This window comes from Streptomyces sp. NPDC001852 (assembly GCF_042891825.1).
Taxonomy (GTDB): domain Bacteria; phylum Actinomycetota; class Actinomycetes; order Streptomycetales; family Streptomycetaceae; genus Streptomyces.
Genome location: NZ_JBIATN010000004.1, coordinates 366,742 through 393,330 on the forward strand (window position 1 = coordinate 366,742; position 26,589 = coordinate 393,330).

23 protein-coding genes are annotated in these 26,589 nt (G+C 71.8%); 21 read left to right on the forward strand and 2 right to left on the reverse strand.

Annotation, left to right across the window (positions count from 1 at the left end; all coding sequences use genetic code 11):
- The 12 genes from ACFYZB_RS09705 (at position 1) to ACFYZB_RS09760 (ending at position 15,169) form a co-directional block, all read left to right on the forward strand.
- Entirely contained in the window at positions 1-1,287 is a 1,287-nt protein-coding gene (locus tag ACFYZB_RS09705; protein ID WP_388756290.1) for a dihydroorotase, read from the forward strand.
- Positions 1,284-1,844, forward strand: a complete 561-nt coding sequence (locus ACFYZB_RS09710) for a hypothetical protein (RefSeq protein ID WP_388756293.1) — start codon at positions 1,284-1,286, stop codon at positions 1,842-1,844. Before ACFYZB_RS09705 ends, ACFYZB_RS09710 begins: the two co-directional genes overlap by 4 nt.
- Positions 1,841-2,983 carry a glutamine-hydrolyzing carbamoyl-phosphate synthase small subunit gene (gene carA, locus ACFYZB_RS09715; protein WP_388756295.1) on the forward strand — a complete coding sequence of 381 codons (1,143 nt, stop codon included), beginning with the start codon at positions 1,841-1,843 and terminating at the stop codon, positions 2,981-2,983. Before ACFYZB_RS09710 ends, carA begins: the two co-directional genes overlap by 4 nt.
- Positions 2,976-6,284: a carbamoyl-phosphate synthase large subunit gene (gene carB, locus ACFYZB_RS09720; RefSeq protein WP_388756297.1), complete on the forward strand. Its 3,309-nt coding sequence runs from the start codon at positions 2,976-2,978 to the stop codon at positions 6,282-6,284. The genes carA and carB overlap by 8 nt, the downstream gene beginning before the upstream one ends.
- Positions 6,285-6,338: 54 nt before the next feature.
- Positions 6,339-7,445 carry a quinone-dependent dihydroorotate dehydrogenase gene (locus tag ACFYZB_RS09725; RefSeq protein ID WP_388756299.1) on the forward strand — a complete coding sequence of 369 codons (1,107 nt, stop codon included), beginning with the start codon at positions 6,339-6,341 and terminating at the stop codon, positions 7,443-7,445.
- Positions 7,442-8,287, forward strand: a complete 846-nt coding sequence (pyrF, locus tag ACFYZB_RS09730; protein WP_388756301.1) for an orotidine-5'-phosphate decarboxylase — start codon at positions 7,442-7,444, stop codon at positions 8,285-8,287. Before ACFYZB_RS09725 ends, pyrF begins: the two co-directional genes overlap by 4 nt.
- 267 nt (positions 8,288-8,554) lie before the next feature.
- Positions 8,555-8,878, forward strand: a complete 324-nt coding sequence (locus tag ACFYZB_RS09735) for an integration host factor (protein ID WP_003977346.1) — start codon at positions 8,555-8,557, stop codon at positions 8,876-8,878.
- A 60-nt stretch (positions 8,879-8,938) separates the two neighbouring features.
- Positions 8,939-9,496 (forward strand): guanylate kinase, encoded by a 558-nt coding sequence (gmk, locus tag ACFYZB_RS09740; RefSeq protein WP_388756303.1) that lies wholly within the window; start codon positions 8,939-8,941, stop codon positions 9,494-9,496.
- Between the two features lie 52 nt (positions 9,497-9,548).
- Positions 9,549-9,821 carry a DNA-directed RNA polymerase subunit omega gene (gene rpoZ, locus ACFYZB_RS09745; protein WP_003982715.1) on the forward strand — a complete coding sequence of 91 codons (273 nt, stop codon included), beginning with the start codon at positions 9,549-9,551 and terminating at the stop codon, positions 9,819-9,821.
- 100 nt (positions 9,822-9,921) lie between these two features.
- Entirely contained in the window at positions 9,922-11,124 is a 1,203-nt protein-coding gene (gene coaBC / locus ACFYZB_RS09750) for a bifunctional phosphopantothenoylcysteine decarboxylase/phosphopantothenate--cysteine ligase CoaBC (protein WP_388756535.1), read from the forward strand.
- Between the two features lie 274 nt (positions 11,125-11,398).
- Positions 11,399-12,607 carry a methionine adenosyltransferase gene (metK, locus tag ACFYZB_RS09755; protein ID WP_388756306.1) on the forward strand — a complete coding sequence of 403 codons (1,209 nt, stop codon included), beginning with the start codon at positions 11,399-11,401 and terminating at the stop codon, positions 12,605-12,607.
- Positions 12,608-13,009: 402 nt separating this feature from the next.
- A complete protein-coding gene (locus tag ACFYZB_RS09760) occupies positions 13,010-15,169 on the forward strand; it encodes a primosomal protein N' (protein WP_388756308.1) in 2,160 nt (719 codons plus the stop codon).
- 116 nt (positions 15,170-15,285) lie between these two features.
- On the opposite strand, the gene ACFYZB_RS09765 is transcribed toward ACFYZB_RS09760, so the two are convergent.
- Entirely contained in the window at positions 15,286-15,834 is a 549-nt protein-coding gene (locus ACFYZB_RS09765) for a hypothetical protein (RefSeq protein ID WP_388756311.1), read from the reverse strand.
- 411 nt (positions 15,835-16,245) lie between these two features.
- Between ACFYZB_RS09765 and fmt the strand changes: the two genes are divergently transcribed.
- The 9 genes from fmt (at position 16,246) to ACFYZB_RS09810 (ending at position 25,486) form a co-directional block, all read left to right on the forward strand.
- Positions 16,246-17,178 (forward strand): methionyl-tRNA formyltransferase, encoded by a 933-nt coding sequence (gene fmt, locus ACFYZB_RS09770; protein ID WP_388756314.1) that lies wholly within the window; start codon positions 16,246-16,248, stop codon positions 17,176-17,178.
- Positions 17,179-17,258: 80 nt separating this feature from the next.
- Positions 17,259-18,677, forward strand: coding sequence for an RsmB/NOP family class I SAM-dependent RNA methyltransferase (locus ACFYZB_RS09775; RefSeq protein WP_388756317.1), 1,419 nt, complete (start codon positions 17,259-17,261; stop codon positions 18,675-18,677).
- Positions 18,678-18,833: 156 nt separating this feature from the next.
- Complete coding sequence (rpe, locus tag ACFYZB_RS09780) at positions 18,834-19,517, forward strand: ribulose-phosphate 3-epimerase (RefSeq protein WP_388756320.1); 684 nt, start codon at positions 18,834-18,836, stop codon at positions 19,515-19,517.
- A gap of 90 nt (positions 19,518-19,607) precedes the next feature.
- A complete protein-coding gene (locus ACFYZB_RS09785; RefSeq protein ID WP_388756323.1) occupies positions 19,608-20,651 on the forward strand; it encodes a sugar-binding transcriptional regulator in 1,044 nt (347 codons plus the stop codon).
- Positions 20,652-20,725: 74 nt separating this feature from the next.
- Complete coding sequence (locus ACFYZB_RS09790; protein WP_388756325.1) at positions 20,726-21,184, forward strand: ribonuclease domain-containing protein; 459 nt, start codon at positions 20,726-20,728, stop codon at positions 21,182-21,184.
- Positions 21,181-21,501, forward strand: a complete 321-nt coding sequence (locus tag ACFYZB_RS09795; RefSeq protein WP_388756327.1) for a barstar family protein — start codon at positions 21,181-21,183, stop codon at positions 21,499-21,501. The genes ACFYZB_RS09790 and ACFYZB_RS09795 overlap by 4 nt, the downstream gene beginning before the upstream one ends.
- Before the next feature lie 207 nt (positions 21,502-21,708).
- On the forward strand, positions 21,709-23,151 hold the full coding sequence (locus ACFYZB_RS09800; protein WP_388756329.1) for a GuaB1 family IMP dehydrogenase-related protein: 1,443 nt from the start codon (positions 21,709-21,711) through the stop codon (positions 23,149-23,151).
- A 367-nt stretch (positions 23,152-23,518) separates the two neighbouring features.
- Positions 23,519-25,006: an amino acid permease gene (locus ACFYZB_RS09805; RefSeq protein ID WP_351211556.1), complete on the forward strand. Its 1,488-nt coding sequence runs from the start codon at positions 23,519-23,521 to the stop codon at positions 25,004-25,006.
- Between the two features lie 27 nt (positions 25,007-25,033).
- Positions 25,034-25,486: an Lrp/AsnC family transcriptional regulator gene (locus tag ACFYZB_RS09810; RefSeq protein ID WP_031174468.1), complete on the forward strand. Its 453-nt coding sequence runs from the start codon at positions 25,034-25,036 to the stop codon at positions 25,484-25,486.
- Positions 25,487-25,662: 176 nt separating this feature from the next.
- Here ACFYZB_RS09810 and ACFYZB_RS09815 read toward each other — a convergent pair whose 3' ends face one another.
- Complete coding sequence (locus ACFYZB_RS09815; protein ID WP_351211553.1) at positions 25,663-26,403, reverse strand: GntR family transcriptional regulator; 741 nt, start codon at positions 26,401-26,403, stop codon at positions 25,663-25,665.
- Positions 26,404-26,589: the final 186 nt, after the last annotated feature.

The window sequence follows — 26,589 nt, forward strand, 5'->3', positions numbered from 1 at the left end:
ATGAGCAAGATCCTTATCCGTGGTGCGAAGGTGCTCGGCGGCGAGCCGCAGGACGTGCTGATCGACGGCGAGACGATCGCCGAGGTGGGCACCGGGCTGTCCGCCGAGGGCGCCGAGGTCGTGGAGGCCGCCGGCAAGGTGCTGCTGCCGGGCCTGGTCGACCTGCACACCCACCTGCGCGAGCCGGGCCGCGAGGACTCCGAGACGGTGCTGACGGGCACGCGCGCGGCCGCGTCCGGCGGCTACACGGCCGTCTTCGCCATGGCCAACACCTTCCCCGTCGCCGACACCGCCGGTGTGGTCGAGCAGGTCTACCGGCTCGGGCAGGAGCACGGCTACTGCGACGTGCAGCCCATCGGCGCCGTCACCGTCGGCCTGGAGGGCAGGAAGCTCGCCGAACTCGGCGCGATGCACGAGTCGGCCGCCGGGGTCACCGTCTTCTCGGACGACGGCAAGTGCGTGGACGACGCGGTGATCATGCGCCGGGCGCTGGAGTACGTGAAGGCCTTCGGCGGTGTCGTCGCCCAGCACGCGCAGGAGCCGCGGCTGACCGAGGGCGCCCAGATGAACGAGGGCGTCGTCTCCGCCGAGCTGGGCCTGGGCGGCTGGCCGGCCGTCGCCGAGGAGTCGATCATCGCGCGGGACGTGCTGCTCGCCGAGCACGTCGGCTCCCGCGTCCACATCTGTCACCTGTCGACCGCCGGGTCCGTGGAGATCGTCCGCTGGGCCAAGTCCCGCGGCATCGACGTCACCGCCGAGGTCACCCCGCACCACCTGCTCCTCACCGACGAACTGGTGCGCACGTACAACCCCGTCTACAAGGTCAACCCGCCGCTGCGCACCGAGCGGGACGTGCACGCCCTGCGCGCGGCCCTGGCGGACGGCACGATCGACATCGTCGCCACCGACCACGCCCCGCACCCGCACGAGGACAAGGACTGCGAGTGGGCCGCCGCGGCCATGGGCATGGTGGGCCTGGAGACCGCGTTGTCAGTGGTCCAGGAGACCATGGTCGACACGGGCCTGCTGGACTGGGCCGGCGTCGCCGACCGGATGTCCGTCAAGCCCGCGCAGATCGGACAGGCCACCGGGCACGGCCGTCCCGTCTCGGCTGGTGAGCCCGCCAACCTCACCCTCGTCGACACGGAATACCGTGGCCAGGTGGACCCCGCGGGCTTCGCCTCGCGCAGCCGCAACACCCCCTACCAGGGGCGCGAGCTGCCGGGCCGTGTGACGCACACGTGGCTGCGGGGCAAGGCCACGCTCGTCGACGGGAAGCTCACGTGACACCTGTAATCCTGCTGGCCGAGGCCAAGAGGTCGGCCGAAGTCACCGACTGGCCGGCCCGCATCGGCTGGCTCGTCGGACTCCTGCTCTTCATCGCGCTCGTCTACTGGCTGATGCGCGAGGGCTGGAAGTGGCGCGGCACCCTGCAGAGCGACCTGCCCGCACCGCCCAGCGCGCCGGAGGAGACCGGCCCGGCGAGACTTGAGCTGAGCGGCCGCTACCACGGCTCGACCACCGCGGGACAGTGGCTGGACCGCATCGTGGCCCACGGCCTGGGCACCCGCAGCCGGGCCGAGCTCACCCTCACCGACCAAGGGCTGGAGGTCGAGCGTGCCGGAGCGAGCGACTTCTTCATCCCCACCGCCGCGCTGCGGGGCGCCCGGCTCGACAAGGGCATCGCCGGCAAGGTCCTCACCGAGGGCGGACTGCTGGTGGTGACCTGGGCGCTCGGCGACAAGCTGATCGACTCCGGCTTCCGCTCCGACCACGCGGCCGAGCACACCGAGTGGGTCGACACCCTGAACCACATGATCAACGACACGGAAGGCGCACGATGACGACCTCCACAAGGGGAGCTGCCAGGGTTCCCGCCGTACTCGTCCTGGAGGACGGCCGCATCTTCCGCGGCCGTGCCTACGGGGCCGTGGGGGAGACCTTCGGCGAGGCCGTGTTCTCCACCGGTATGACCGGCTACCAGGAGACCCTGACCGACCCGTCGTACGACCGGCAGATCGTCGTCGCGACCGCCCCGCAGATCGGCAACACCGGCTGGAACGACGAGGACGACGAGTCGAGCCGCATCTGGGTCTCCGGCTACGTCGTGCGCGACCCCGCGCGCGTGCCGTCCAACTGGCGGGCCAGGCGCTCCCTGGACGACGAGCTGGAGCGGCAGGGCGTGGTCGGCATCTCGGGCATCGACACCCGGGCCCTCACCCGCCACCTGCGCGAACGCGGCTCGATGCGCGCCGGCGTCTTCTCCGGAGAGGCGATCGCCGCCGAAAGCGAACTCCTCGCGCGCGTGCAGGCCCAGCCGCACATGAAGGGCGCGAGCCTCTACGAGGAGGTCGCGACCAAGGAGGCGTACGTCGTCCCGGCGATCGGCGAGAAGAAGTTCACCGTCGCGGCGATCGACCTCGGCATCAAGGGCATGACCCCGCACCGCATGGCCGAGCGCGGCATCGAGGTGCACGTGCTGCCCGCGACCGCCACCGCCGACGAGGTCTACGCCGTCGAACCGGACGGCGTGTTCTTCTCCAACGGCCCCGGCGACCCGGCCACGGCCGACGGCCCGGTGGCGCTCATGACCGCCGTCCTGGAGCGGAAGACGCCCCTGTTCGGCATCTGCTTCGGCAACCAGATCCTCGGCCGCGCCCTCGGCTTCGGCACCTACAAGCTGAAGTACGGCCACCGGGGCATCAACCAGCCGGTCCAGGACCGTACGACCGGCAAGGTCGAGGTCACCGCGCACAACCACGGCTTCGCCGTCGACGCGCCGCTCGACAAGGTCAGCGAGACGAAGTTCGGCCGCGCCGAGGTCTCGCACGTCTGCCTGAACGACAACGTCGTGGAGGGGCTGCAGCTGCTCGACCAGCCGGCCTTCTCCGTCCAGTACCACCCCGAAGCGGCAGCGGGCCCGCACGACGCCGCCTACCTGTTCGACCGCTTCGTTTCCCTGATGGAGGGCCAGCGTGCCTAAGCGCACCGATATCCAGTCCGTCCTGGTCATCGGCTCCGGCCCGATCGTCATCGGCCAGGCCGCCGAGTTCGACTACTCCGGCACACAGGCGTGCCGCGTGCTCAAGGCCGAGGGCCTGCGCGTCGTCCTCGTCAACTCCAACCCGGCGACGATCATGACCGACCCGGAGATCGCCGACGCGACGTACGTGGAGCCGATCACCCCGGAGTTCGTCGAGAAGATCATCGCCAAGGAGCGCCCCGACGCCCTGCTGCCCACCCTGGGCGGCCAGACGGCCCTGAACACCGCGATCTCGCTGCACGAGAACGGCGTCCTGGCCAAGTACGGCGTGGAGCTGATCGGCGCCAAGCCCGAGGCGATCCACAAGGGCGAGGACCGCGACCTGTTCAAGGCGGTCGTGGAGGAGGTCCGCAGGAAGACCGGTCACGGCGAGTCCGCCCGCTCGGTGATCTGCCACTCCATGGACGACGTCCTGGGCGGCGTCGAGCAGCTCGGCGGCTACCCGGTCGTCGTCCGCCCGTCCTTCACCATGGGCGGCGCCGGCTCCGGCTTCGCCCACGACGAGGAGGAGCTGCGCCGCATCGCCGGGCAGGGCCTCACGCTGTCCCCGACCACCGAGGTGCTCCTGGAGGAGTCCATCCTCGGCTGGAAGGAGTACGAGCTGGAGCTGATGCGCGACAAGCACGACAACGTGGTGGTCGTCTGCTCCATCGAGAACTTCGACCCCATGGGCGTGCACACCGGTGACTCGATCACCGTCGCGCCCGCGATGACGCTGACCGACCGCGAGTACCAGATCCTGCGCGACATCGGCATCGCCGTCATCCGCGAGGTCGGCGTCGACACCGGCGGCTGCAACATCCAGTTCGCGGTGAACCCCGAGGACGGTCGCGTGATCGTCATCGAGATGAACCCGCGCGTGTCGCGTTCCTCGGCGCTGGCGTCGAAGGCGACCGGATTCCCCATCGCCAAGATCGCCGCCAAGCTGGCCGTCGGCTACACGCTCGACGAGATCCCGAACGACATCACCCAGGAGACCCCGGCCTCCTTCGAGCCCACGCTCGACTACGTGGTCGTCAAGGCTCCCCGCTTCGCCTTCGAGAAGTTCCCGCAGGCCGACTCCACGCTGACCACCACCATGAAGTCGGTCGGCGAGGCCATGGCCATCGGCCGCAACTTCCCCGAGGCCTTCCAGAAGGCGCTGCGCTCGCTGGAGAAGAAGGGCAGCCAGTTCGCGTTCACCGGAGTGCCCGGTGACAAGTCGCTGCTCCTGGAGGAGTCCCGCCGTCCCACCGACGGCCGGATCAACACGGTCATGCAGGCCATCCGCGCGGGTGCCACGCCGGAGGAGATCTTCCAGTACACGAAGATCGACCCGTGGTTCGTGGACCAGCTGTTCCTGATCAAGGAGATCGCGGACGAGCTGGCCGAGGCCTCCGAGCTGACCGCCGAGCTGCTCGCCGAGGCCAAGCGGCACGGCTTCTCCGACCAGCAGATCGGTGAGATCCGCGGGCTGCGCGAGGACGTCGTCCGCGAGGTCCGGCACGCGCTGGGCATCCGCCCGGTCTACAAGACGGTCGACACCTGCGCCGCCGAGTTCGCCGCGCGGACGCCGTACTTCTACTCCTCCTACGACGAGGAGACCGAGGTCGCGACCCGCGAGAAGCCGGCCGTCATCATCCTGGGCTCCGGCCCGAACCGCATCGGCCAGGGCATCGAGTTCGACTACTCCTGCGTCCACGCCTCCTTCGCGCTGAGCGACGCGGGCTACGAGACGGTGATGGTCAACTGCAACCCGGAGACCGTCTCCACCGACTACGACACCTCCGACCGCCTGTACTTCGAGCCGCTGACGCTCGAGGACGTGCTCGAGATCGTCCACGCCGAGCAGCAGGCCGGCCCGGTGGCGGGCGTCATCGTGCAGCTGGGCGGCCAGACCCCGCTCGGCCTGTCCCAGGCCCTGAAGGACAACGGCGTGCCGGTCGTGGGCACCTCGCCCGAGGCCATCCACGCGGCCGAGGACCGCGGCGCCTTCGGCCGCGTCCTCGCCGAGGCGGGCCTGCCGGCGCCGAAGCACGGCACGGCCACCACCTTCGACGAGGCCAAGGCCATCGCCGACGAGATCGGCTACCCGGTCCTGGTCCGGCCGTCGTACGTCCTCGGCGGGCGCGGCATGGAGATCGTCTACGACGAGACCCGTCTCGCCGCCTACATCGCCGAGTCGACCGAGATCAGCCCGTCCCGGCCGGTCCTGGTCGACCGCTTCCTGGACGACGCGATCGAGATCGACGTCGACGCGCTCTACGACGGCGAGGAGCTGTACCTCGGCGGAGTGATGGAGCACATCGAGGAGGCCGGCATCCACTCCGGCGACTCGGCGTGCGCCCTGCCCCCGATCACCCTCGGCGGCTTCGACATCAAGCGGCTCCGTGCCTCGACGGAGGCCATCGCCAAGGGTGTCGGCGTGCGCGGTCTGATCAACATCCAGTTCGCGATGGCCGGCGACATCCTGTACGTCCTGGAGGCCAACCCGCGCGCCTCCCGTACGGTCCCCTTCACCTCGAAGGCGACCGCGGTGCCGCTGGCCAAGGCCGCCGCCCGGATCTCGCTGGGCGCGACCATCGCCGAGCTGCGCGCCGAGGGCCTGCTGCCGAGGACGGGCGACGGCGGCGAGCTGCCGCTGGACGCGCCGATCTCGGTCAAGGAGGCCGTCATGCCGTGGTCGCGCTTCCGCGACATCCAGGGCCGTGGCGTCGACACCGTCCTCGGCCCGGAGATGCGTTCCACCGGCGAGGTCATGGGCATCGACTCCGTCTTCGGCACGGCGTACGCCAAGTCGCAGGCGGGCGCCTACGGCCCGCTGCCCACCAAGGGCCGCGCGTTCATCTCCGTCGCCAACCGCGACAAGCGCTCGATGATCTTCCCGGCGCGCGAGCTGGTCGCCCACGGCTTCGACCTGCTCGCCACCTCCGGCACCGCCGAGGTCCTCAAGCGCAACGGCATCAACGCCACCGTCGTCCGCAAGCAGTCGGAGGGCACCGGCCCGAACGGCGAGAAGACGATCGTCCAGCTGATCCACGACGGCGAGGTCGACCTGATCGTCAACACCCCGTACGGCACCGGCGGCCGCCTCGACGGCTACGACATCCGTACGGCCGCGGTGGCCCGCTCCGTACCCTGCCTGACCACGGTCCAGGCGCTCGCCGCGGCGGTCCAGGGCATCGACGCCCTCAACCACGGTGACGTGGGCGTCCGCTCGCTCCAGGAACACGCGGAACACCTGACCGCGGCCCGCGACTAGCAGCCCTGAGGGGGACACCGGAAACGGTGTCCCCCTCTTCACGAGGACACCTACATGTACAAGCTTTTCTTCCGTCTGGTCTTCACACGGATGGACCCGGAGCGGGCGCACCACCTCGCGTTCCGGTGGATCCGTCTCGCGGCGCGCATTCCCGTGCTGCGCACCTTCGTCGCGGCCGCCCTCGCGCCCCGCTACGAGGAGCTGCGCACCGAGGCCTTCGGGCTGCGCATGCACGGCCCCTTCGGGCTCGCCGCCGGCTTCGACAAGAACGCCGTCGCGATCGACGGCATGTCCATGGTCGGCTTCGACCACGTCGAGATCGGCACCGTCACCGGCGAGCCGCAGCCCGGCAACCCCAGAAAGCGGCTGTTCCGCCTCGTCGCGGACCGCGCGCTCATCAACCGCATGGGCTTCAACAACGACGGCTCGCTGGCCGTCGCGGCCCGCCTCGCCTCGCGTCAGCCGGTGTTCAGGACGGTCGTGGGCGTCAACATCGGCAAGACGAAGGTCGTCCCCGAGGCGGAGGCCGTCGGCGACTACGTGAAGTCGGCCGAGCGGCTCGCGCCGTACGCGGACTACCTGGTGGTCAACGTCTCCTCGCCGAACACGCCCGGCCTGCGCAATCTGCAGGCCACCGAGGCGCTGCGCCCGCTGCTGACCGCCGTCCGCGAGGCCGCCGACCGCACGGTCGCGAACCGGCGCGTCCCGCTGCTGGTGAAGATCGCCCCGGACCTCGCCGACGAGGACATCGACGCGGTCGCCGACCTGGCCGTGGAGCTGGGCCTGGACGGCATCATCGCGACCAACACCACCATCGCGCGCGAGGGCCTCGGCCTGAAGTCCTCGCCCTCGGTGGTGAAGGAGACGGGCGGCCTGTCCGGCGCCCCGCTCAAGGCGCGCTCCCTGGAGGTCCTGAGCCGCCTGTACGCGCGCGTGGGCGGCCGGATCACCCTCGTGGGCGTGGGCGGCATCGAGACCGCCGAGGACGCCTGGCAGCGCATCCTGGCCGGTGCCACGCTGGTGCAGGGCTACAGCGCCTTCATCTACGAGGGACCCTTCTGGTCCCGCAGCATCCACAAGGGCCTCGCCGCGCGCCTGCGCACCAGTCCGTACGCCACCCTCGCCGACGCGGTCGGCGCCGACGTGAGGAAGCCCGCATGAGCCCGATGGAGCCCTTCGGCGCCCGCCTGCGCCGCGCCATGGACGAGCGCGGCCCGCTGTGCGTCGGCATCGACCCGCACGCCTCCCTGCTCGCCGAGTGGGACCTGAACGACGACGTGGCCGGTCTGGAGCGGTTCAGCCGCACGGTCGTCGAGGCGGTGGCGGACCGGGTCGCCGTGATGAAGCCGCAGAGCGCTTTCTTCGAGCGCTTCGGCTCCCGGGGTGTCGCCGTCCTGGAGAAGGTCGTCCAGGAGGCCCGCGCGGCCGGCACCCTCGTCGTGATGGACGCCAAGCGCGGCGACATCGGCTCGACCATGGCCGGGTACGCCGAGGCCTACCTGCGCAAGGACGCCCCGCTGTTCTCCGACGCCCTGACCGTCTCGCCGTACCTCGGCTACGGCTCGCTCAGCCCGGCCGTCGCGCTGGCCCGGGAGAGCGGTGCCGGACTGTTCGTGCTGGCGCTGACCTCCAACCCGGAGGGCCCCGAGGTGCAGCACGCGGTGCGGGCCGACGGCCGCAGCGTGGGCGCGACCATGCTGGCGCACCTGGCAGCCGAGAACGCGGGGGAGGAGCCGCTGGGCTCCTTCGGCGCGGTCGTCGGCGCGACGGTCGGCGACCTGTCGTCGTACGACCTCGCCATCAACGGCCCGCTCCTCGCGCCCGGCGTCGGGGCCCAGGGGGCGACCGCGGCCGACCTGCCGAAGGTGTTCGGGGCGGCCGTGCGCAATGTCGTGCCGAACGTCAGCCGGGGTGTGCTGCGGCACGGTCCCGACGTGGGGGCCCTGCGCGCGTCCGCGGAGCGCTTCGCGGAGGAGATCCAGGCCGCCGTCGCAGGTGCCTGAGCCCTCCGAAGGGTCCTCGGAGAGCGGCGGGGCGGCGACTTGAGTGTGAATACATCCTCAAATCGGGGGCATTATGTCTGAAATGTCCGACCTGGCGGAGGCTGACCAGGACTTTTCCGCTGTTCTCGCTGACTCTGGCGGACTTGACCGCTAGTCTCCGAGCAGAGTGAACGGGCGAAGCGTGTTGCTCGTAGCTCCCCAGGTGTGGGGCGACTAGGTTCCTCACCGGTCCGTATCCGACAGTTCGACATCCGAGGTGACGTAGGCGTGGCTCTTCCGCCCCTTACCCCCGAACAGCGCGCAGCCGCGCTCGAAAAGGCCGCCGCGGCTCGCCGGGAGCGGGCCGAGGTCAAGAATCGACTCAAGCACTCCGGCGCCTCCCTGCACGAGGTCATCAAGCAGGGCCAGGAGAACGACGTCATCGGCAAGATGAAGGTCTCCGCACTGCTCGAGTCGCTGCCGGGCGTGGGCAAGGTCCGCGCCAAGCAGATCATGGAGCGTCTGGGCATCTCCGAGAGCCGCCGCGTGCGCGGTCTCGGTTCCAACCAGATCGCTTCCCTGGAGCGTGAGTTCGGCAGCACCGGCTCCTGAGTCCGGGCCCTGCCCGACCGGGAGTCCCGGGCACTCCGGGATTGCTGGAATAATCGCTGCATGAGCGAACGTCCGCGGCTGACCGTGCTCTCCGGCCCCTCGGGGGTCGGCAAGAGCACGGTCGTCGCCCATATGCGCAAGGAACACCCAGAGGTCTGGCTCTCGGTGTCGGCCACCACTCGCAGGCCGCGGCCCGGCGAGAAGCACGGAGTCCACTACTTCTTCGTCACCGACGACGAGATGGACAAGCTGATCGCCAACGGCGAACTGCTGGAGTGGGCGGAGTTCGCCGGCAACCGCTACGGCACGCCCCGCGCGGCCGTGCTGGAGCGGCTGGAGAAGGGTGAGCCGGTGCTGCTGGAGATCGATCTCCAGGGCGCCCGGCAGGTCCGGGAGTCGATGTCCGACGCCCGGCTGGTGTTCCTGGCTCCGCCCTCCTGGGAGGAGCTGGTGCGCAGGCTGACCGGCCGGGGCACCGAGCCGCCCGAGGTCATCGAGCGCCGCCTTCAGGCGGCCAGGACCGAGCTGGCGGCCGAGCCGGAGTTCGACACGACCCTGGTCAACACCTCCGTCGAGGACGTGGCGCGCGAGCTGCTAGCCTTGATGGATGTTGTGTGATCACGAGCGTGTGATCATGAATGATCTTTTCCCACCCATCGGAAGGTAGAGCGTGTCCTCTTCCATCACCGCGCCCGAGGGCATCATCAACCCGCCGATCGACGAGCTTCTCGAGGCCACCGACTCGAAGTACAGCCTCGTGATCTACGCGGCCAAGCGTGCCCGCCAGATCAACGCGTACTACTCGCAGCTCGGCGAGGGCCTCCTCGAGTACGTCGGTCCGCTCGTCGACACCCACGTCCACGAGAAGCCGCTCTCGATCGCCCTGCGCGAGATCAACGCGGGTCTGCTGACGTCCGAGGCCGTCGAGGGCCCCGCGCAGTAGTACTTTCAGATCGCGTCGCGACTTATCCACAGGCCCGGCAGCACACAGCCGGGCCTGTGGTGTGTGATGGAGTCGTACAGTGCCGAGCCGGGGAGAGATGGTGGACAAGCCGAGGGTGGTTCTGGGGGTCAGTGGCGGCATCGCCGCCTACAAGGCCTGTGAGCTGCTGAGAAGGTTCACGGAATCGGGCCACGACGTCCGCGTGGTGCCCACCGCCTCCACGCTGCACTTCGTCGGAGCCGCCACCTGGTCCGCCCTGTCCGGCAACCCCGTCTCGACCGAGGTCTGGGACGACGTCCACGAGGTCCCGCACGTCCGCATCGGCCAGCACGCCGACCTGGTGGTGGTCGCACCCGCCACGGCCGACATGCTCGCCAAGGCCGCGCACGGCCTCGCCGACGACCTGCTGACCAACACGCTGCTGACCGCCCGCTGCCCGGTCGTCTTCGCGCCCGCCATGCACACCGAGATGTGGGAGCACCCGGCCACCCAGGAGAACGTGGCCACGCTGCGCCGCCGCGGCGCCGTCGTCATCGAGCCCGCGGTCGGCCGGCTCACCGGCGTCGACACCGGCAAGGGCCGGCTGCCCGACCCGGTGGAGATCTTCGAGGTCTGCCGCCGGGTGCTGGCCCGCGGCGTCACCGAGCCCGACCTCCAGGGGCGGCACGTCGTCGTCTCCGCCGGCGGCACCCGCGAGCCCCTCGACCCGGTCCGCTTCCTCGGCAACCGTTCCTCCGGCAAGCAGGGCTACGCCCTCGCCCGCACCGCCGCCGCCCGCGGTGCCCGGGTCACGCTGATCGCGGCCAACACCGGCCTGCCCGACCCGGCGGGCGTGGACGTCGTACCGGTCGGCACGGCCGTGCAGCTGCGCGAGGCCGTCCTGAAGGCGGCGGCGGACGCCGACGCGGTCGTCATGGCCGCCGCCGTCGCCGACTTCCGACCGGCGGCCTACGCCACCGGCAAGATCAAGAAGAAGGACGGCCAGGACCCCGACCCGGTCGTCCTGGTGCGCAATCCGGACATCCTCGCGGAGATCTCGGCCGAGCGCGCCCGGCCCGGTCAGGTGATCGTCGGCTTCGCCGCCGAGACCGACGACGTCCTCGCCAACGGCCGCACCAAGCTCGCCCGCAAGGGCTGCGACCTGCTCGTGGTCAACGAGGTGGGGGAGCACAGGACGTTCGGCTCCGAGGAGAACGAGGCCGTGGTGCTCGGAACCGACGGCAGCGAGACCCCCGTGCCGCACGGCCCCAAGGAGGCCCTGGCCGACACCGTCTGGGACCTGGTCGCACGGCGGCTCGGCTGACCCGCCGGCGCGCCCCCGGCGTGTCCCGGCCGGATCGCGAGGGCCCGTTGACGGCGGGCCCGAAGACCGATCAAATCGGGTGTGGCGGCCCTGGCCAAGGCCGCCCGGCATTGTGCAGAATGCCCGTGCCGCAGGTCACAGCGCTCCCGAGAGGCGAGACACGTGCCCCATCGGCCGAGTGCGACCGATAAACTGTTCACGGTCGACGCCGGGCGCAGCCCCGCGCGTCGCCGCAAATGATCAGCCAGCAGCCGCTGCAACCACAGGGAGCGTTGTGTCCCGTCGCCTGTTCACCTCGGAGTCCGTGACCGAGGGTCACCCCGACAAGATCGCTGACCAGATCAGCGACACCATTCTCGACGCGCTTCTGCGCGAGGACCCGACCTCCCGGGTCGCCGTCGAGACGCTGATCACCACCGGCCTGGTGCACGTGGCCGGCGAGGTGACGACCAAGGCCTACGCGGACATCGCGACCCTGGTCCGCAACAAGGTCCTGGAGATCGGCTACGACTCCTCCAAGAAGGGCTTCGACGGCGCCTCCTGCGGCGTGTCGGTGTCCATCGGCGCGCAGTCCCCGGACATCGCGCAGGGCGTGGACACGGCGTACGAGAGCCGTGTCGAGGGCGACGACGACGAGCTGGACAAGCAGGGCGCCGGCGACCAGGGCCTGATGTTCGGCTACGCGTCCGACGAGACGCCGACCCTGATGCCGCTGCCGATCTTCCTGGCGCACCGGCTGTCCAAGCGCCTGTCCGAGGTGCGCAAGAACGGCACCATCCCCTACCTGCGCCCGGACGGCAAGACGCAGGTCACCATCGAGTACGACGGCGACAAGGCCGTCCGCCTCGACACGGTGGTCGTCTCCTCGCAGCACGCCTCCGACATCGACCTGGAGTCGCTGCTGGCGCCCGACATCCGCGAGTTCGTCGTGGAGCCGGAGCTGAAGGCGCTCCTGGACGAGGGCATCAAGCTGGAGACCGAGGGCTACCGCCTGCTGGTCAACCCGACCGGCCGCTTCGAGATCGGCGGCCCGATGGGTGACGCCGGCCTGACCGGCCGCAAGATCATCATCGACACCTACGGCGGCATGGCCCGCCACGGTGGCGGCGCGTTCTCCGGCAAGGACCCGTCCAAGGTGGACCGCTCGGCCGCGTACGCGATGCGCTGGGTGGCCAAGAACGTCGTGGCGGCCGGCCTGGCCTCCCGCTGCGAGGTCCAGGTCGCCTACGCGATCGGCAAGGCCGAGCCGGTGGGTCTGTTCGTGGAGACCTTCGGCACCGCCAAGGTCGACGCCGAGAAGATCGAGAAGGCGATCGACCAGGTCTTCGACCTCCGCCCGGCCGCGATCATCCGCGACCTCGACCTGCTCCGCCCGATCTACGCCCAGACGGCCGCCTACGGCCACTTCGGCCGCGAGCTGCCCGACTTCACCTGGGAGCGCACGGACCGCGTGGACGCCCTGCGCGCCGCCGTGGGCCTGTAGGCACCGGTCACCCTTCTCGCCGAGGCCCGGACCCCCTTTGCCGGGGGCCGGGCCTCGGCGCGTCGGGTTTCCTCGGGGGCCAGGTCCCGGTGTGTCGGGGATCAGTCGGCCGGTGCCGGTCCGCACCTCCCCACCGGCTGCCAGGCGGTGTCGGAGGCGTTCCAGCGGGCTCGGCGTCGGTGTGAGCCTGGGTCCGCCGTCCCGCCCCCGGTACCGAATCGACTGGCGGGCCCGGCCGTGCGGTGTCTACGCTGACGCGGTCGACGCCGGCCCGGTGCGAAGGCCGCGGTTACTTCGTGGAGTGCGCCTTGAGGGGCGTGCGGTGAAGCTGAATCCGTACCGCCGCCGACCGGGATCTCGGGCGGGCGTCGGTTGTCAGTGCCGTTTGGTAAGAATGCAAGCGTGAGCAGCGAGAACGGGGCGCCCCCGGCAGAAGGGGACGGCGGGGCCGAAGGGGCGCCGCCGGAGCAGCTCGCGCTCATCCGGGAGAGCGTGCGCAGGGCGAAGGTGCCGCGGGCCAAGCCGCGGACCTGGCGGGGCGCCGAGCTCGCCCCGCAGCTGCCCGTCGCCCGGGTGCTGGTCGACAAGGGCGTGCTGCATCTCGACCGGTTCTTCGACTACGCCGTGCCCGCCGAGCTGGACGAGCAGGCCCAGCCCGGGGTGCGGGTCAGGGTGCGGTTCGGGGCCGGGCGGGGCCGGGTGCGGGAAGGGCGCCGGGAGGGCGGCGGGCTCATCGACGGGTTCCTCGTCGAGCGGCGGGCCGAGTCCGACTACTCCGGGCCGCTCGCCGCCCTGGCCCAGGTCGTGTCGCCGGAGCCGGTGCTCGGCGAGGAACTGCTCGGCCTCGCGCGAGCCGTGGCCGACCGGTACGCCGGAAGCCTCGCCGACGTGCTCCAGCTGGCCGTGCCGCCGCGCAGCGCCCGCGCCGAGCAGCGGCCGTCGCCCGCGCCCCTGCCCCCGCCGAAGGCGCCGGAGGCGGCCTCCTGGGGGCGGTACGAGCACGGGGAGGCATTCCTCCAGGCCCTGGCCTCCGGCGGCTCGCCCAGGGCCGTCTGGAACGCACTGCCGGGCCCGCTGTGGAGCGAGGAACTGGCCCGCGCCGTCGCCGCCACGCTCACCTCGGGCCGCGGCGCCCTCGTCGTCGTACCGGACGGGCGCGCCGCCGCACGGGTCGACGCGGCGCTCACCGCCCTGCTCGGCACGGGCCGGCACGCGCTGCTCACGGCCGACGCGGGACCCGAGAAGCGGTACGCGCAGTGGCTCGCGGTGCGCCGAGGGTCCGTACGGGCCGTGGTGGGGACCCGGGCCGCGATGTTCGCGCCCGTGCAGGATCTGGGGCTCGTGGCCGTCTGGGACGACGGCGACGACAGCCACAGCGAGCAGCACGCCCCGCAGCCGCACGCCCGGGACGTGCTGTTGCTGCGGGCCGCACTGGACAAGTGCGCGTTCCTGCTGGGGAGTTGGAGCTGCACCGTGGAGGCCGCCCAACTCGTGGAGAGCGGCTGGGCCCGGCCGCTGGTCGCCGGGCGGGAGCAGGTGCGGCGGGCCGCGCCCTTGGTCCGGACGGTCGGGGACGACGACCTCGCGCGCGACGAGGCCGCCCGCGCCGCCCGGCTGCCGACCCTCGCCTGGCAGGCGGCCCGCGACGGGCTGCGGCACGGACCGGTGCTCGTACAGGTGCCGAGGCGCGGCTACGCACCCCGCATGGCCTGCGACCGCTGCCGGGCGCCCGCCCGGTGCCGGCACTGCTCCGGGCCGCTCCAGGGGGAGGACGCCGCGGTGCTGCGGTGCGGCTGGTGCGGGCGCGAGGAGAGCGCGTGGCACTGCCCGGAGTGCGGCGGTTTCCGGCTGCGGGCCCAGGTCGTGGGGGCGCGGCGGACGGCCGAGGAACTGGGGCGCGCCTTCCCCGCCGTCCCGGTGCGCACCTCGGGCCGGGAACACGTGCTGGACACGGTGCCGGGCACGCCCGCGCTGATCGTGAGCACCCCGGGGGCCGAACCGGTCGCCGAGGGCGGTTACGCGGCGGCCCTCCTGCTGGACGGCTGGGCCATGCTCGTACGACCCGACCTGCGGGCCGGGGAGGACGCCCTGCGCCGGTGGATCGCGGCGGGCGCGCTGGTACGGCCGCAGAGCGAGGGGGGCACGGTGGTCGTGGTGGCCGAGCCGACCCTGCGGCCGGTGCAGGCGCTGGTGCGCTGGGACCCCGTCGGGCACGCGGTGCGGGAACTGGCCGAGCGGGCCGAGCTGGGCTTTCCGCCGGTGTCGCGGATGGCGGCCGTGTCCGGGACGCCCGCGGCCGTCGCCGAGTTCCTGGCCTCGGTCGAACTGCCGCCGGACGCGGAAGTGCTGGGGCCGGTGCCGATGCCGCCGGCGTCGCCCGGCCGGCCCCGCAGGCCCGGAGCTCCGCCACCGGGCGAGCACTGGGACCGGGCGCTGGTCCGGGTGCCGCCGGGCAGCGGGGCCGCGCTGGCTGCCGCGCTGAAGACGGCCCAGGCCGCTCGGATGGCACGGGGGAGCGGGGAGGCGGTGCGGGTGCGGATCGATCCGCCGGACATCGGGTGACGGGGTTGCTCGCCGTCGGTGGCTGACCGGTGGGCGTGCGGTGCGCCGTTCTCCGTCCGGGCGCGTGTCTGCCCTCCCGGTGTGCGGGAGGGCAGGGCGGAGGTGTCGGCCGTCGTTCAGCCGTTGCGGGGGCTGGGGAAGGCCGTCGGGCGGGCGTCGTCGCGCTCGCGCAGGGCCGGGCTGCCCGCGGTCGGCTGCGTGGGCATCGAGCGGGCCGCGGGGACCGTCGGGACCGCGGGCAGGCCGGTGTTCACATTGAGCGTGCGGGTGCCGGACGGCTCCGTGGTCCGCTCGGCCTCGGCGGCCGCCTGGGCCGCGGCGCGGCGGGCGCCGTAACGGCGGTGCACCGCCTGTTTGGTGACCCCGAGCGCCGAGCCCACCGCGTCCCACGAGAAGCCGAGTGAGCGGTCGAAGTCCACGGCGGCCGTGACCAGGGTTTCGACACTGTCCCGGAGTTCCTGGGCGAGGCGCACCGTCGGGGCGGGGGCGCGTCCGTAGACGACGAAGCCCGTGGACGGGCCGGAGCGGCGCGGGCGGTAGACGTTGCCCAGCTGGGCGGTGAGCGTGCGCAGGGCGTCCACCTGCCGGCGGACTCGCTCGATGTCCCGCACCAGCAAGTGCAGGCTGGCCCGGGCCTGGGCGTCGTGGGTTGCGTGGTCGGCCATGAACAAGCCTCTCGAACCGGCGTTGAAAGGAATTGGGCCGCGAAAGCGGCCCTTTGTGGTCAACTCTTTCTTGACCAACGCGTGTGCGCTCCGCTGGTCACGGGCTGGGGGCGTACGGGCATATGCGTACGCCGGTTGTCGGGGTGCGCGCCGTGTGTGGTTCGGGTTGTTCGCTCTGCCACCCGCGCACCACCCGTTTCCGGTCGGCCGAGAGGCTGGACGAGCTGTGGGGTGCTCGCCGTCGGCGTCCGCACCTCCGCTTCGCCGTCCGCTGTCGATGGTTTCAGCGTCCGCCCGGGTCCCGCCCGGGTGTCCGCTGTCCGTCCGTGGGGGATGGCTTGTGCCTGCTTGCTTGGTCATAGACTGGTGCGCTGCCCGTCCGACCCCCGCCCGAGAGGCCCGATCCCGCCCATGAAGCTCGTCTTCGCCGGTACCCCCGAGGTCGCCGTTCCCGCTCTGGACGCTCTGATCGCCTCCGGGCGGCACGAGGTGGCCGCCGTCGTCACGCGGCCCGACGCGCCGGCCGGGCGTGGGCGCAGGCTGGTCGCGTCACCCGTGGCCGAGCGGGCGGAGGAGGCCGGGATCGAGGTGCTGAAGCCGGTCAGGCCGCGGGAGCCGGAGTTCCTGGAGCGGCTGAGGGAGATCGCGCCGGACTGCTGCCCGGTCGTCGCCTACGGCGCCCTGCTGCCCCGCGTGGCCCTCGACATCCCCGCCCACGGCTGGGTCAACCTGCACTTCTCGCTGCTGCCCGCCTGGCGGGGAGCCGCTCCGGTGCAGCACGCCATCATGGCCGGTGACGAGATCACCGGGGCGTCGACGTTCCTCATCGAGGAGGGGCTCGACTCCGGGCCGCTCTACGGCACCGTGACCGAGCAGATCCGGCCCACCGACACCAGCGGCGACCTGCTCACCCGGCTCGCCTTCGCGGGGGCGGGGCTGCTCGCCGCGACCATGGACGGCATCGAGGACGGCACCCTGAAGGCCGTACCGCAGCCGGCCGACGGCATCACCCTCGCGCCGAAGATCACCGTCGAGGACGCCCAGGTCGACTGGACGACGCCCGCCCTTCGTGTCGACCGGGTCGTGCGCGGCTGCACCCCGGCGCCCGGCGCCTGGACCACCTTCCGCGGCGAGCGGCTCAAGCTCATCCAGGTCGTCCCGGTGCCCGAGCGCACCGAGCTCGCGCCGGGACGGATGGCCGTCGGCAAGAACAGCGTGCACGTGGGCACCGGTTCGTACGCCGTCGAGCTGCTCTGGGTGCAGGCACAGGGCAAGAAGCCGATGCGGGCGGCCGACTGGGCGCGCGGCGTGCGCATCGCCGAGAGCGAGACGCTCGGCGGCTGAGGCCCCGGGCGGCGGGGGCGGCCTTGCGCCGACGTAGGCTGGAGACCGCACCCCTTCTTCACATCCGGAGCACCTTTTTCGTGAGCGAGCAGTCCCGGCGGCCGCGCAAGCCCGCCAAGCCCTACCGCCGTCCGCAGAAGGACCCCGTCCGCATCCTGGCCTTCGAGGCGCTGCGCGCGGTCGACGAGCGGGACGCGTACGCCAACCTCGTGCTGCCTCCGCTGCTGCGCAAGGCCCGCGAGAAGGGCGACTTCGACGCGCGGGACGCCGCCCTCGCCACCGAGCTGGTGTACGGCACGCTGCGCCGGCAGGGGACGTACGACGCGGTGATCGCCGCCTGTGTCGACCGGCCGCTCGGCGAGGTCGACCCGCCGGTGCTCGACGTGCTCAGCCTCGGTGCGCACCAGTTGCTCGGGACCAGGATCCCCACCCACGCCGCCGTGTCCTCCGCCGTGGAGCTGGCGCGGGTGGTGCTCGGTGACGGACGGGCCAAGTTCGTCAACGCCGTGCTGCGCAAGGTGGCCCAGGAGGACCTCGACGGGTGGCTGGAGAAGGTCGCGCCGCCGTACGACGAGGACCCGGAGGACCACCTGGCCGTCGTGCACTCCCATCCCCGCTGGGTCGTCTCCGCGCTGTGGGACTCCCTGGGCGGAGGGCGGGCCGGTATCGAGGACCTGCTGGAGGCCGACAACGAACGGCCCGAGGTGACCCTGGTCGCGCGGCCGGGTCGGGCCACCGCCGAGGAGCTGCTGCGCGAGGAGGCCGCCGTGCCGGGGCGCTGGTCGCCGTACGCCGTGCGGCTCGCCGAGGGCGGTGAACCGGGCGCCGTACCGGCCGTGCGGGAGGGGCGGGCCGGAGTGCAGGACGAGGGCAGTCAGCTGGTCGCCCTCGCGCTCGCGGGCGCGCCCCTGGAGGGCTCCGACCGCATGTGGCTCGACGGGTGTGCCGGGCCCGGCGGGAAGGCCGCCCTGCTGGCCGCCCTCGCCGCCGAGCGCGGGGCCACGCTGCTCGCCGCCGAGAAGCAGCCGCACCGGGCGGGGCTCGTCGCCAGGGCGCTGGCCGGCAACCCGGGGCCGTACCAGGTGATCGCCGCCGACGGCACCCGGCCGCCGTGGCGCCCCGGCACCTTCGACCGCGTGCTCATGGACGTGCCGTGCACCGGCCTCGGCGCCCTGCGCCGCCGTCCCGAGGCCCGCTGGCGGCGCCGCCCCGAGGACCTGGACAACTTCGCCCCCCTCCAGCGCGCCCTGCTGCGCACCGCGCTCGACTCGGTCCGCGTCGGCGGGGTCGTCGGCTATGCCACCTGCTCCCCGCACCTGGCGGAGACCCGCGCCGTCGTGGCCGACGTGCTCAAGCAGCGCCCGGAGACGGAGCTGATCGACGCCCGCCCCCTGCTGCCGGGCGTGCCGGCGCTCGGCGAGGGCCCGGACGTCCAGCTCTGGCCCCACCTGCACGGCACGGACGCGATGTACCTGGCGCTGATCCGCAGAACCGCCTGAAAAACCGCCGGGAGCAGCGCCCCGGAAGGGGCGCGGGGCTGTGTCGATATGCGGCCGCCGCGGGGGCGCGAGAAACCCCCCACCGGCCGGCAGCCGAATCACCACCGCAACCGACCGCCGTCACAGCCCGGCGCAGCGGCATGGCAGGCTTGGGGCATGGCCCAGATCAACCCCAGCATCCTGTCCGCCGACTTCGCCCGCCTCGCGGAGGAGGCCGAGGCGGTCCAAGGCGCCGACTGGCTCCATGTCGATGTGATGGACAACCACTTCGTCCCGAACCTCACGCTCGGCGTGCCGGTCGTGGAGTCCCTGGCGCGTGCGACGGACACCCCGCTGGACTGCCACCTGATGATCGAGGATCCCGACCGCTGGGCGCCCCAGTACGTCGAGGCGGGCGCCTCCTCCGTGACCTTCCACGTGGAGGCGGCCGCCGCACCCGTGCGGCTCGCCCGGGAGATCCGCGCCAAGGGCGCCCGCGCCTCCATGGCGCTCAAACCGGCGACGCCGATCGAGCCGTTCGAAGACCTCCTGCCGGAACTCGACATGCTGCTGATCATGACGGTCGAGCCCGGCTTCGGGGGTCAGGCGTTCCTCGACATCATGCTGCCGAAGATCCGCCGCACCCGTGAGCTGATCAGCAAGCACGGCCTGCAGCTGTGGCTCCAGGTGGACGGCGGCGTCTCGGCCTCGACGATCGAGCGGTGCGCGGACGCGGGAGCGGACGTGTTCGTGGCCGGCTCGGCCGTGTACGGGGCGCAGGACCCGGCGGAGGCGGTCCGTGCCCTGCGCGCGCAGGCCGAGACGGCTACCGCCAAGGCATCCTGGGCATGCGACCACTGAGCCACAGGTACGTGAACGGTTAAGTGAACGGCCCCTATCAGGGCGGATCCGTAGCGCCGAATCTGCAAGGATGAACGGCGAATCCAGAGTGTGAACAGCAGTGAGGAGATCGCCGTGTCGGGTATGTCGGCGGGCCGGTCAGCCATGCGGATGGGACCCGCTGAGCTGGTGCAGGCGGCGGCCATGGCCCGCCGCTTCTACCTCGAGGGCAAGTCGAAGATCCAGATCGCGGAGGAGTTCGGCGTCAGCCGCTTCAAGGTGGCCCGGGTCCTGGAGACGGCTCTCGAACGGGATCTCGTGCGCATCGAGATCCGCGTCCCGGCCGAGCTGGACGCCGAGCGCTCCGACGCGCTCCGCGCCCGTTACGGCCTGCGGCACGCAGTCGTGGTCGAGTCCCCGGCCGAGGCCGAGGAGACCCCCGACCCCGAGAACCTGGGGGAAGTGGCCGCCGACCTGCTCGGCGAGCTCGTCAACGAGGGGGACGTGCTCGGGCTGGCCTGGGGCCGGTCCACGATCCACATGGCGGCGGCGCTCGACCGGCTGCCGCCGTGCACGGTGGTGCAGCTGACGGGCGTGTACGACGCCGGGACCTCGGAGCGCGGCTCGGTCGAGGCCGTGCGCCGCGCCGCACAGGTGTCGGGCGGCGACGCCCACCCCATCTACGCGCCGATGCTGCTGCCGGACGCGGCCACCGCGGCCGCGCTGCGCAACCAGACCGGGATCGCCCGGGCCTACGAGTACTTCGACAAGGTCACGGTCGCCTGCGTCTCCATCGGGTCCTGGGAGCCGGGCATCTCGACGGTGCACGACATGCTCAGCGACGAGGAGCGGGCCCACTACGCCTCGCTCGGCGTCGCCGCCGAGATGGCCGCGCACCTCTTCGACGCCGAGGGGCGCCGGATCGGGCGGGACCTGGGGGAGCGGTGCATCACCGTCAAGGCCGACCAGCTGCGCCGTATCCCGGAGGTCGTGGCGATCGCCGGCGGTCAGCGCAAGGCGTCCGCGATCGACGCGGTGCTGCGGTCCGGGCTGGTCACCAGCCTGGTCACGGACACCTCCGCCGCGGACTACCTGATGACGGCCGGGCCGACGCCGAAGCCGACGCTCGGCCGCGCGGACCCCGACGGGCACTGACGCGCCCCGCGCGTGGGCGCGCCACGCGGGTCGAGGCGTCCTCGTTGCGGGACGGCCGTGGCAGCATCATCGGCATGCTGCCGCGGTTCGTCCCCCACCGTCCTCGCCTGTCGGTGCCCCGTGCGCTCACGGGGCTGCTGGCCGTCGTCCTCGCCGTCCTGCTGACGGGGTGCTCGTCGAGTCCGTCCGGCACCCGTGCGAGCGAGGGGCCCGGTCGGGGCCCGTCTGCCGCGTCCGCGTCCGCCCGGGCCCACGGCATGGCCACCGTCCGGGCGGCCGAGCTGCCCGCCGAGGCCCGGCGGACGCTCGCCCTCATCGACAGGGGCGGCCCCTTCCCGTACGCCAGGGACGGGGTCGTCTTCGGGAACTTCGAAGGCCGGCTGCCGAAGCACGGGCGCGGCTACTACCACGAGTACACGGTCAGGACGCCCGGCTCCCGCGATCGCGGGGCCCGGCGCATCGTCACCGGTCAGGGCGGGGAGATCTACTACACCGATGATCACTACACATCGTTCCGGGCGGTGCTGAGATGAGCGACGACCTCGCGGGCCGGCTGACGGTCCCGCTGGACCTCGACGGCGTCACGGACAAGGCCGGGCTGATGGACGCCGTGGCGCGGACGCTGGCCCTGCCCGACTGGTTCGGCCGGAACTGGGACGCGCTCCTCGACAGCCTCTCCGATCCGTCCGTCTGGCCCGAGGAGGCGGCGAACCGGGGGCTCCTCCTCGTCGTCACCGGCTGGCGGGCGTACGCGGACGACCGCCCGGAGGAGTGGCGGGTGGCGCGGGAGGTGCTCACCGAGGCCGCCGACCGCACCGGCCCGCTCACGGTCGCCCTCGCGCTGGAATGACCACCTCAGCTGCCTGAGGGGGTGTCAGGTTCGACCGCGCCGGCGCCCCCGTGAGGCATTCGGCGGATCCTCCGAACGGGTCCCGGGGACCCTGGAGGTTCCGCCCGGGTATGACCGTGGTCCCGGCATGGGAGAATGAAGTACGTGCTCTTTTCCCCTGGCACACCTGTCGGGGGGTCACCTCTGATCGACTGGGATGTGCAGCACGTGCGTTTCCTCAATGACATCCAGCCCGCGTACGACCTGACGTACGACGACGTGTTCATGGTGCCGAGCCGCTCCGCGGTGGGCTCGCGTCAGGGCGTGGACCTCGCTTCGCCGGACGGCACGGGCACCACCATCCCGCTCGTCGTGGCCAACATGACCGCCATCGCCGGCCGCCGCATGGCCGAGACGGTGGCCCGGCGCGGCGGTCTGGTGGTCATCCCGCAGGACATCCCGATCGACGTCGTCACCGACGTCGTCTCCTGGGTGAAGAGCCGCCACCTGGTGCTCGACACGCCGATCGTGCTGGCCCCGCACCAGACCGTCGCCGACGCCCTCGCCCTGCTGCCCAAGCGCGCCCACAACGCCGGGGTGGTCGTGGACGAGGAGCAGCGGCCCGTCGGCGTCGTCACCGACGCTGACCTCACCGGCGTCGACCGCTTCACCCAGCTCGAAGTGGTCATGTCCAAGGACCTGCTCCTGCTGGACGCGGACATCGACCCGCGCGAGGCCTTCAACACCCTGGACCACCACAACCGCCGCTACGCCCCGGCCGTCGACAAGGACGGCAAGCTGGCCGGCATCCTGACCCGCAAGGGCGCCCTGCGCGCCACGCTGTACACCCCGGCCGTGGACAAGAACGGCAAGCTGCGGATCGCCGCCGCCGTCGGCATCAACGGCGATGTGGCGGGCAAGGCCAAGCAGCTGCTCGACGCCGGCGTGGACACGCTCGTCATCGACACCGCGCACGGCCACCAGGAGTCGATGATCAGCGCCATCAAGCTGGTGCGCGCGCTCGACCCGCAGGTGCCGATCGCCGCGGGCAACATCGTCTCGGCCGAGGGCGTGAAGGACCTGATCGACGCCGGCGCGGACATCGTCAAGGTCGGTGTGGGCCCCGGCGCCATGTGCACCACCCGCATGATGACCGGCGTGGGCCGGCCGCAGTTCTCCGCGGTGCTGGAGTGCGCCGCCGAGGCGAGGAAGTACGGCAAGCACGTGTGGGCCGACGGCGGTGTCCGCCACCCGCGCGACGTGGCCATGGCCCTCGCGGCCGGCGCGTCCAACGTGATGGTCGGTTCCTGGTTCGCGGGCACCTACGAGTCCCCGGGCGACCTCCAGCACGACGCCAACGGGCGTGCCTACAAGGAGTCCTTCGGCATGGCGTCCGCGCGAGCGGTGGCCAACCGTACGTCGGAGCAGTCGGCGTACGACCGCGCCCGCAAGGCGCTGTTCGAGGAGGGCATCTCCACCTCCCGCATGTTCCTCGACCCGGCCCGCCCGGGCGTCGAGGACCTGATCGACTCGATCATCGCGGGCGTCCGCTCCTCCTGCACCTACGCCGGTGCCGGCTCCCTGGAGGAGTTCGCCGAGAAGGCCGTCGTCGGCATCCAGAGCGCGGCCGGCTACGCCGAGGGCAAGCCGCTGCACGCCAGCTGGACCTGATCGGCGGAACGTTTCCCTACGGCCCCCGTCCTTCCCACGCCAGGGAGGGCCGGGGGCCGTCGGCGTATCCGGAAGCCTCGGCTCCGGGCGGCCGGACGCCAGGTACTCACTTGTGGGGGCAAAGGTGCATATGAGGTTCGCCGTGCAACGGTCGGCAGACCGGGTGCAACGATTTGTCATTCCGGTCCGATCAACGCAATGATCATGCGGGGACGCGCAAGGTTGCTGCATTACGCCCGTGAAGGACTGCCTCATAGGGTGCTCGTCTGTACGTGGTGTGGCGGGGACTCCGCTCGGTGGGACCCTGCCCTCGCAGGGCGCCACCGGTCCCCGAACGCAATGACCGGCAGGATGAAGGAGCCAGCGCGTGCTCGACCAAGGCGCACCCCCGCACGACCGCACAGCGACCGCCCCCGCAGCCCAGGGAGTCGCCGCGCGCCTCATGCGGCGCAAGCCCGTGGAACGCCTGGTCGCGGAGGGCGGCCAGGGCGAGGGAGGCTCGCTTCGGCGCTCTCTCGGCCTGTGGCAGCTGACCATGATCAGCATCGGTGCCACCCTCGGCACCGGCATCTTCGTCGTCCTCGGCGAAGCCGTCCCCAAGGCGGGCCCGGCCGTCACCCTCTCCTTCGTGATCGCCGGACTCACCGCACTGTTCTCCGCCCTGTCCTACGCCGAGCTGGCGGGCACCATCCCGGTCTCCGGCTCCTCGTACTCGTACGCATACGCAACGATGGGCGAACTGATCGCCTGGGTCTGCGGCTGGTGCCTGCTGCTGGAGTACGGCGTCTCCGTCGCCGCCGTGGCCGTCGGCTGGGGCGAGTACCTGAACGAGCTGCTGGACGGCACCATCGGCGTGACCATCCCGACGGTCCTGTCGGCCCCGCCCGGCCAGGGCGGCATCTTCAACCTGCCCGCCCTGATCGTCGTCCTGCTCGGCATGGTGTTCCTGCTCGGCGGCGCCAAGGAGTCCGCGCGGGCCAACACCGTCATGGTGTCCGTGAAGATCGCCGCGCTGATCCTCTTCTGCGCCATCGGCTTCATGGGCTTCAAGTCCGGCAACTACTCCCACTTCATGCCGCTCGGCATGGCCGGCGTCAGCGCGGCCGGCGCCACGCTGTTCTTCTCCTACATCGGCTTCGACGCCGCCTCCACCGCAGGTGAGGAGGCCAAGAACGCCCAGCGCGACCTGCCGCGCGCGATCATGCTGTCCCTGGTCATCGTGACCGCGCTGTACGTCCTCGTCGCCGCCGTCGCCGTGGGTGCCTGGCCGTGGCGGAAGTTCAAGGACTCCGAGGCCGCGCTCGCGCAGATCATGACGGACGTCACCGGGCAGAGCTTCTGGGGCACCCTGCTGGCGTTCTGCGCCGTCATCGCCATCGCGAGCGTCGTGCTGACCGTGCTCTACGGCCAGACCCGCATCCTGTTCGCCATGTCCCGGGACGGGCTGGTGCCCAAGATCTTCGCCAAGGTCCACCCGAAGACCGGCGCCCCGCGCGCCAACACGGTCATCGTCTCGGTGTTCTGCGGTGTCCTCGCCGCCGCGATCCCGCTGGGCCAGCTCGCGGACGCCACCAGCATCGGCACGCTGTTCGCCTTCGCGCTGGTCAACGTGGCCGTCGTGGTGCTGCGCCGGACCCGCCCGGCCATGCACCGCTCCTTCCGGGTGCCGCTGTCACCGGTGCTGCCCGCGCTGGGCTTCGCCTTCTGCGTGTGGATGATGGGCAGCCTGTCGGCCGTCACGTGGATCGTGTTCGGTGTCTGGATGGCCGTCGGGCTCGTGTTCTACTTCGTGTACGGCTATCGCCGTTCCCGTCTCGCGACCGGTGACGACCTCGCGGTGACGGCAGAGAAGTGACCGGACCGAAGAAGTGAAACACCCCCTGTGCTGAACGATCTCGACGAACGTATCGTGCACGCCCTCGCCGAGGACGCCCGCCGCTCCTATGCGGACATCGGGCAGATGGTCGGCCTGTCCGCGCCCGCGGTGAAGCGGCGCGTGGACCGGCTGCGCGCCACCGGAGCGATCACCGGATTCACCGTGCGGGTGGATCCGGCGGCGCTCGGCTGGGAGACCGAGGGCTACATCGAGATCTACTGCCGGCGGAACACCTCGCCGGACACCATCCAGCGCGGCCTGGAGCGCTATCAGGAGGTCGTGGCCGCGTCGACCGTCACCGGCGACGCGGACGCGATCGCCCAGGTCTTCGCGTCGGACATGCGGCACTTCGAGCGGGTGCTGGAGCGCATTGCCGGGGAGCCGTTCGTGGAGCGGACCAAGTCGGTGCTGGTGCTGTCGCCGTTGCTGCGCCGCTTTTCCTCCGGGGCGCCGGGGTAGGCGGCTTCCAGTTCGGGGCGCCTTCACCGTTGCCGGGTGCGGGTACGCCGTGGTTTCTCGCGCAGTTCCCCGCGCCCCTGAGGCAGTTGCAGTCCAGCATGCCTGAAGGGGCGCGGGGAACTGCGCGACCAGCCACACGCCACCCGCACCCGGCGAAGGTGAAGGCGCCCCGAGCTCTACTCCGCGGTCTTGCGCGCCAGCGCGTTGTTGTCGATGGAGTTCCGCACGCTGAAGCTCACCGCATCCGACCGGTACCGATCGTCCGACCACTCCACCGGGCGGCCTTCACGCGTCGTCGTCACCCGCCGGACCCGCAGCAGCGGACTCGTGCGGCGTACCCCCAGCAACTCGGCGTCCTGCGCGCCCGCCGCGACGGCGTCGATCACGTGCTCGCCGTACGCGAAGACGAGACCCGTGTCGTCGTACAGCCGCTGGGTGACCGAGGGACAGTCCGGTTCGATCGGCTCGACCGCGGGGGAGATCCAGTCGGCGTACACGGTGCGCTCCAGCAGCACCGGCTCGCCGTCCAGGCCGCGCACCCGGAGTACGTGCAACACCTGTGTTCCGGCAGGCAGTTGGAGGCGTACGGCGTCCTCGGCCGTGGCCGGGCGGTACTCCTGGGACACCACCTGGCCCGTCGCCTCGCGGCCCATCGCGCGGGCCCACTGGGCGAAACTGCGCAGTTCCTCGAAGCTCTGGCTGCGACGACTGGCGAGTACGACGCGCCGGGCGCCCTGACGGGAGCCGATCAGGCCTTCGGAGGTGAGGGTCGCGACGGCCTGGCGGACCGTGCCGCGTGAGACGCCGTAGTGCGTCGCGAGTTCCGCCTCCGAGGGCAGCCGGCTGCCGACCGTGTACTCCTCGCGGTCGATCGCCCGCCGCAGTTCGTCGGCGATCTCCTCGTGTCGCGCCGTCATGCTTCCCCTCTGCTCAGGTCGCTGTGCACAGCGTGACCAGCCTAATCGAGACCTCGGCGTTATTTGTAACGGTCTGGTTTGTGCAGCCAACCAGGGCTCAAAGTTTCGCCCACGTTTACAGACAGGACACCACGAGCGGGCGTACTGTGACGCAACTTGTTCAGACAAGTTCTCCGCACTGCCTCA

Coding starts and splice junctions, on each gene's coding strand:
- ACFYZB_RS09705 (WP_388756290.1), top strand. CDS start 1: ATGAGCAAGATCCTTATCCGTGGTGCGAAGGTGCTCGGCGGCGAGCCG.
- rpe (WP_388756320.1), top strand. CDS start 18,834: ATGGCCCAGATCAACCCCAGCATCCTGTCCGCCGACTTCGCCCGCCTC.
- ACFYZB_RS09725 (WP_388756299.1), top strand. CDS start 6,339: ATGTACAAGCTTTTCTTCCGTCTGGTCTTCACACGGATGGACCCGGAG.
- fmt (WP_388756314.1), top strand. CDS start 16,246: ATGAAGCTCGTCTTCGCCGGTACCCCCGAGGTCGCCGTTCCCGCTCTG.
- ACFYZB_RS09815 (WP_351211553.1), bottom strand. CDS start 26,403: ATGACGGCGCGACACGAGGAGATCGCCGACGAACTGCGGCGGGCGATC.
- ACFYZB_RS09790 (WP_388756325.1), top strand. CDS start 20,726: ATGCTGCCGCGGTTCGTCCCCCACCGTCCTCGCCTGTCGGTGCCCCGT.
- ACFYZB_RS09765 (WP_388756311.1), bottom strand. CDS start 15,834: ATGGCCGACCACGCAACCCACGACGCCCAGGCCCGGGCCAGCCTGCAC.
- carA (WP_388756295.1), top strand. CDS start 1,841: ATGACGACCTCCACAAGGGGAGCTGCCAGGGTTCCCGCCGTACTCGTC.
- pyrF (WP_388756301.1), top strand. CDS start 7,442: ATGAGCCCGATGGAGCCCTTCGGCGCCCGCCTGCGCCGCGCCATGGAC.
- ACFYZB_RS09795 (WP_388756327.1), top strand. CDS start 21,181: ATGAGCGACGACCTCGCGGGCCGGCTGACGGTCCCGCTGGACCTCGAC.
- gmk (WP_388756303.1), top strand. CDS start 8,939: ATGAGCGAACGTCCGCGGCTGACCGTGCTCTCCGGCCCCTCGGGGGTC.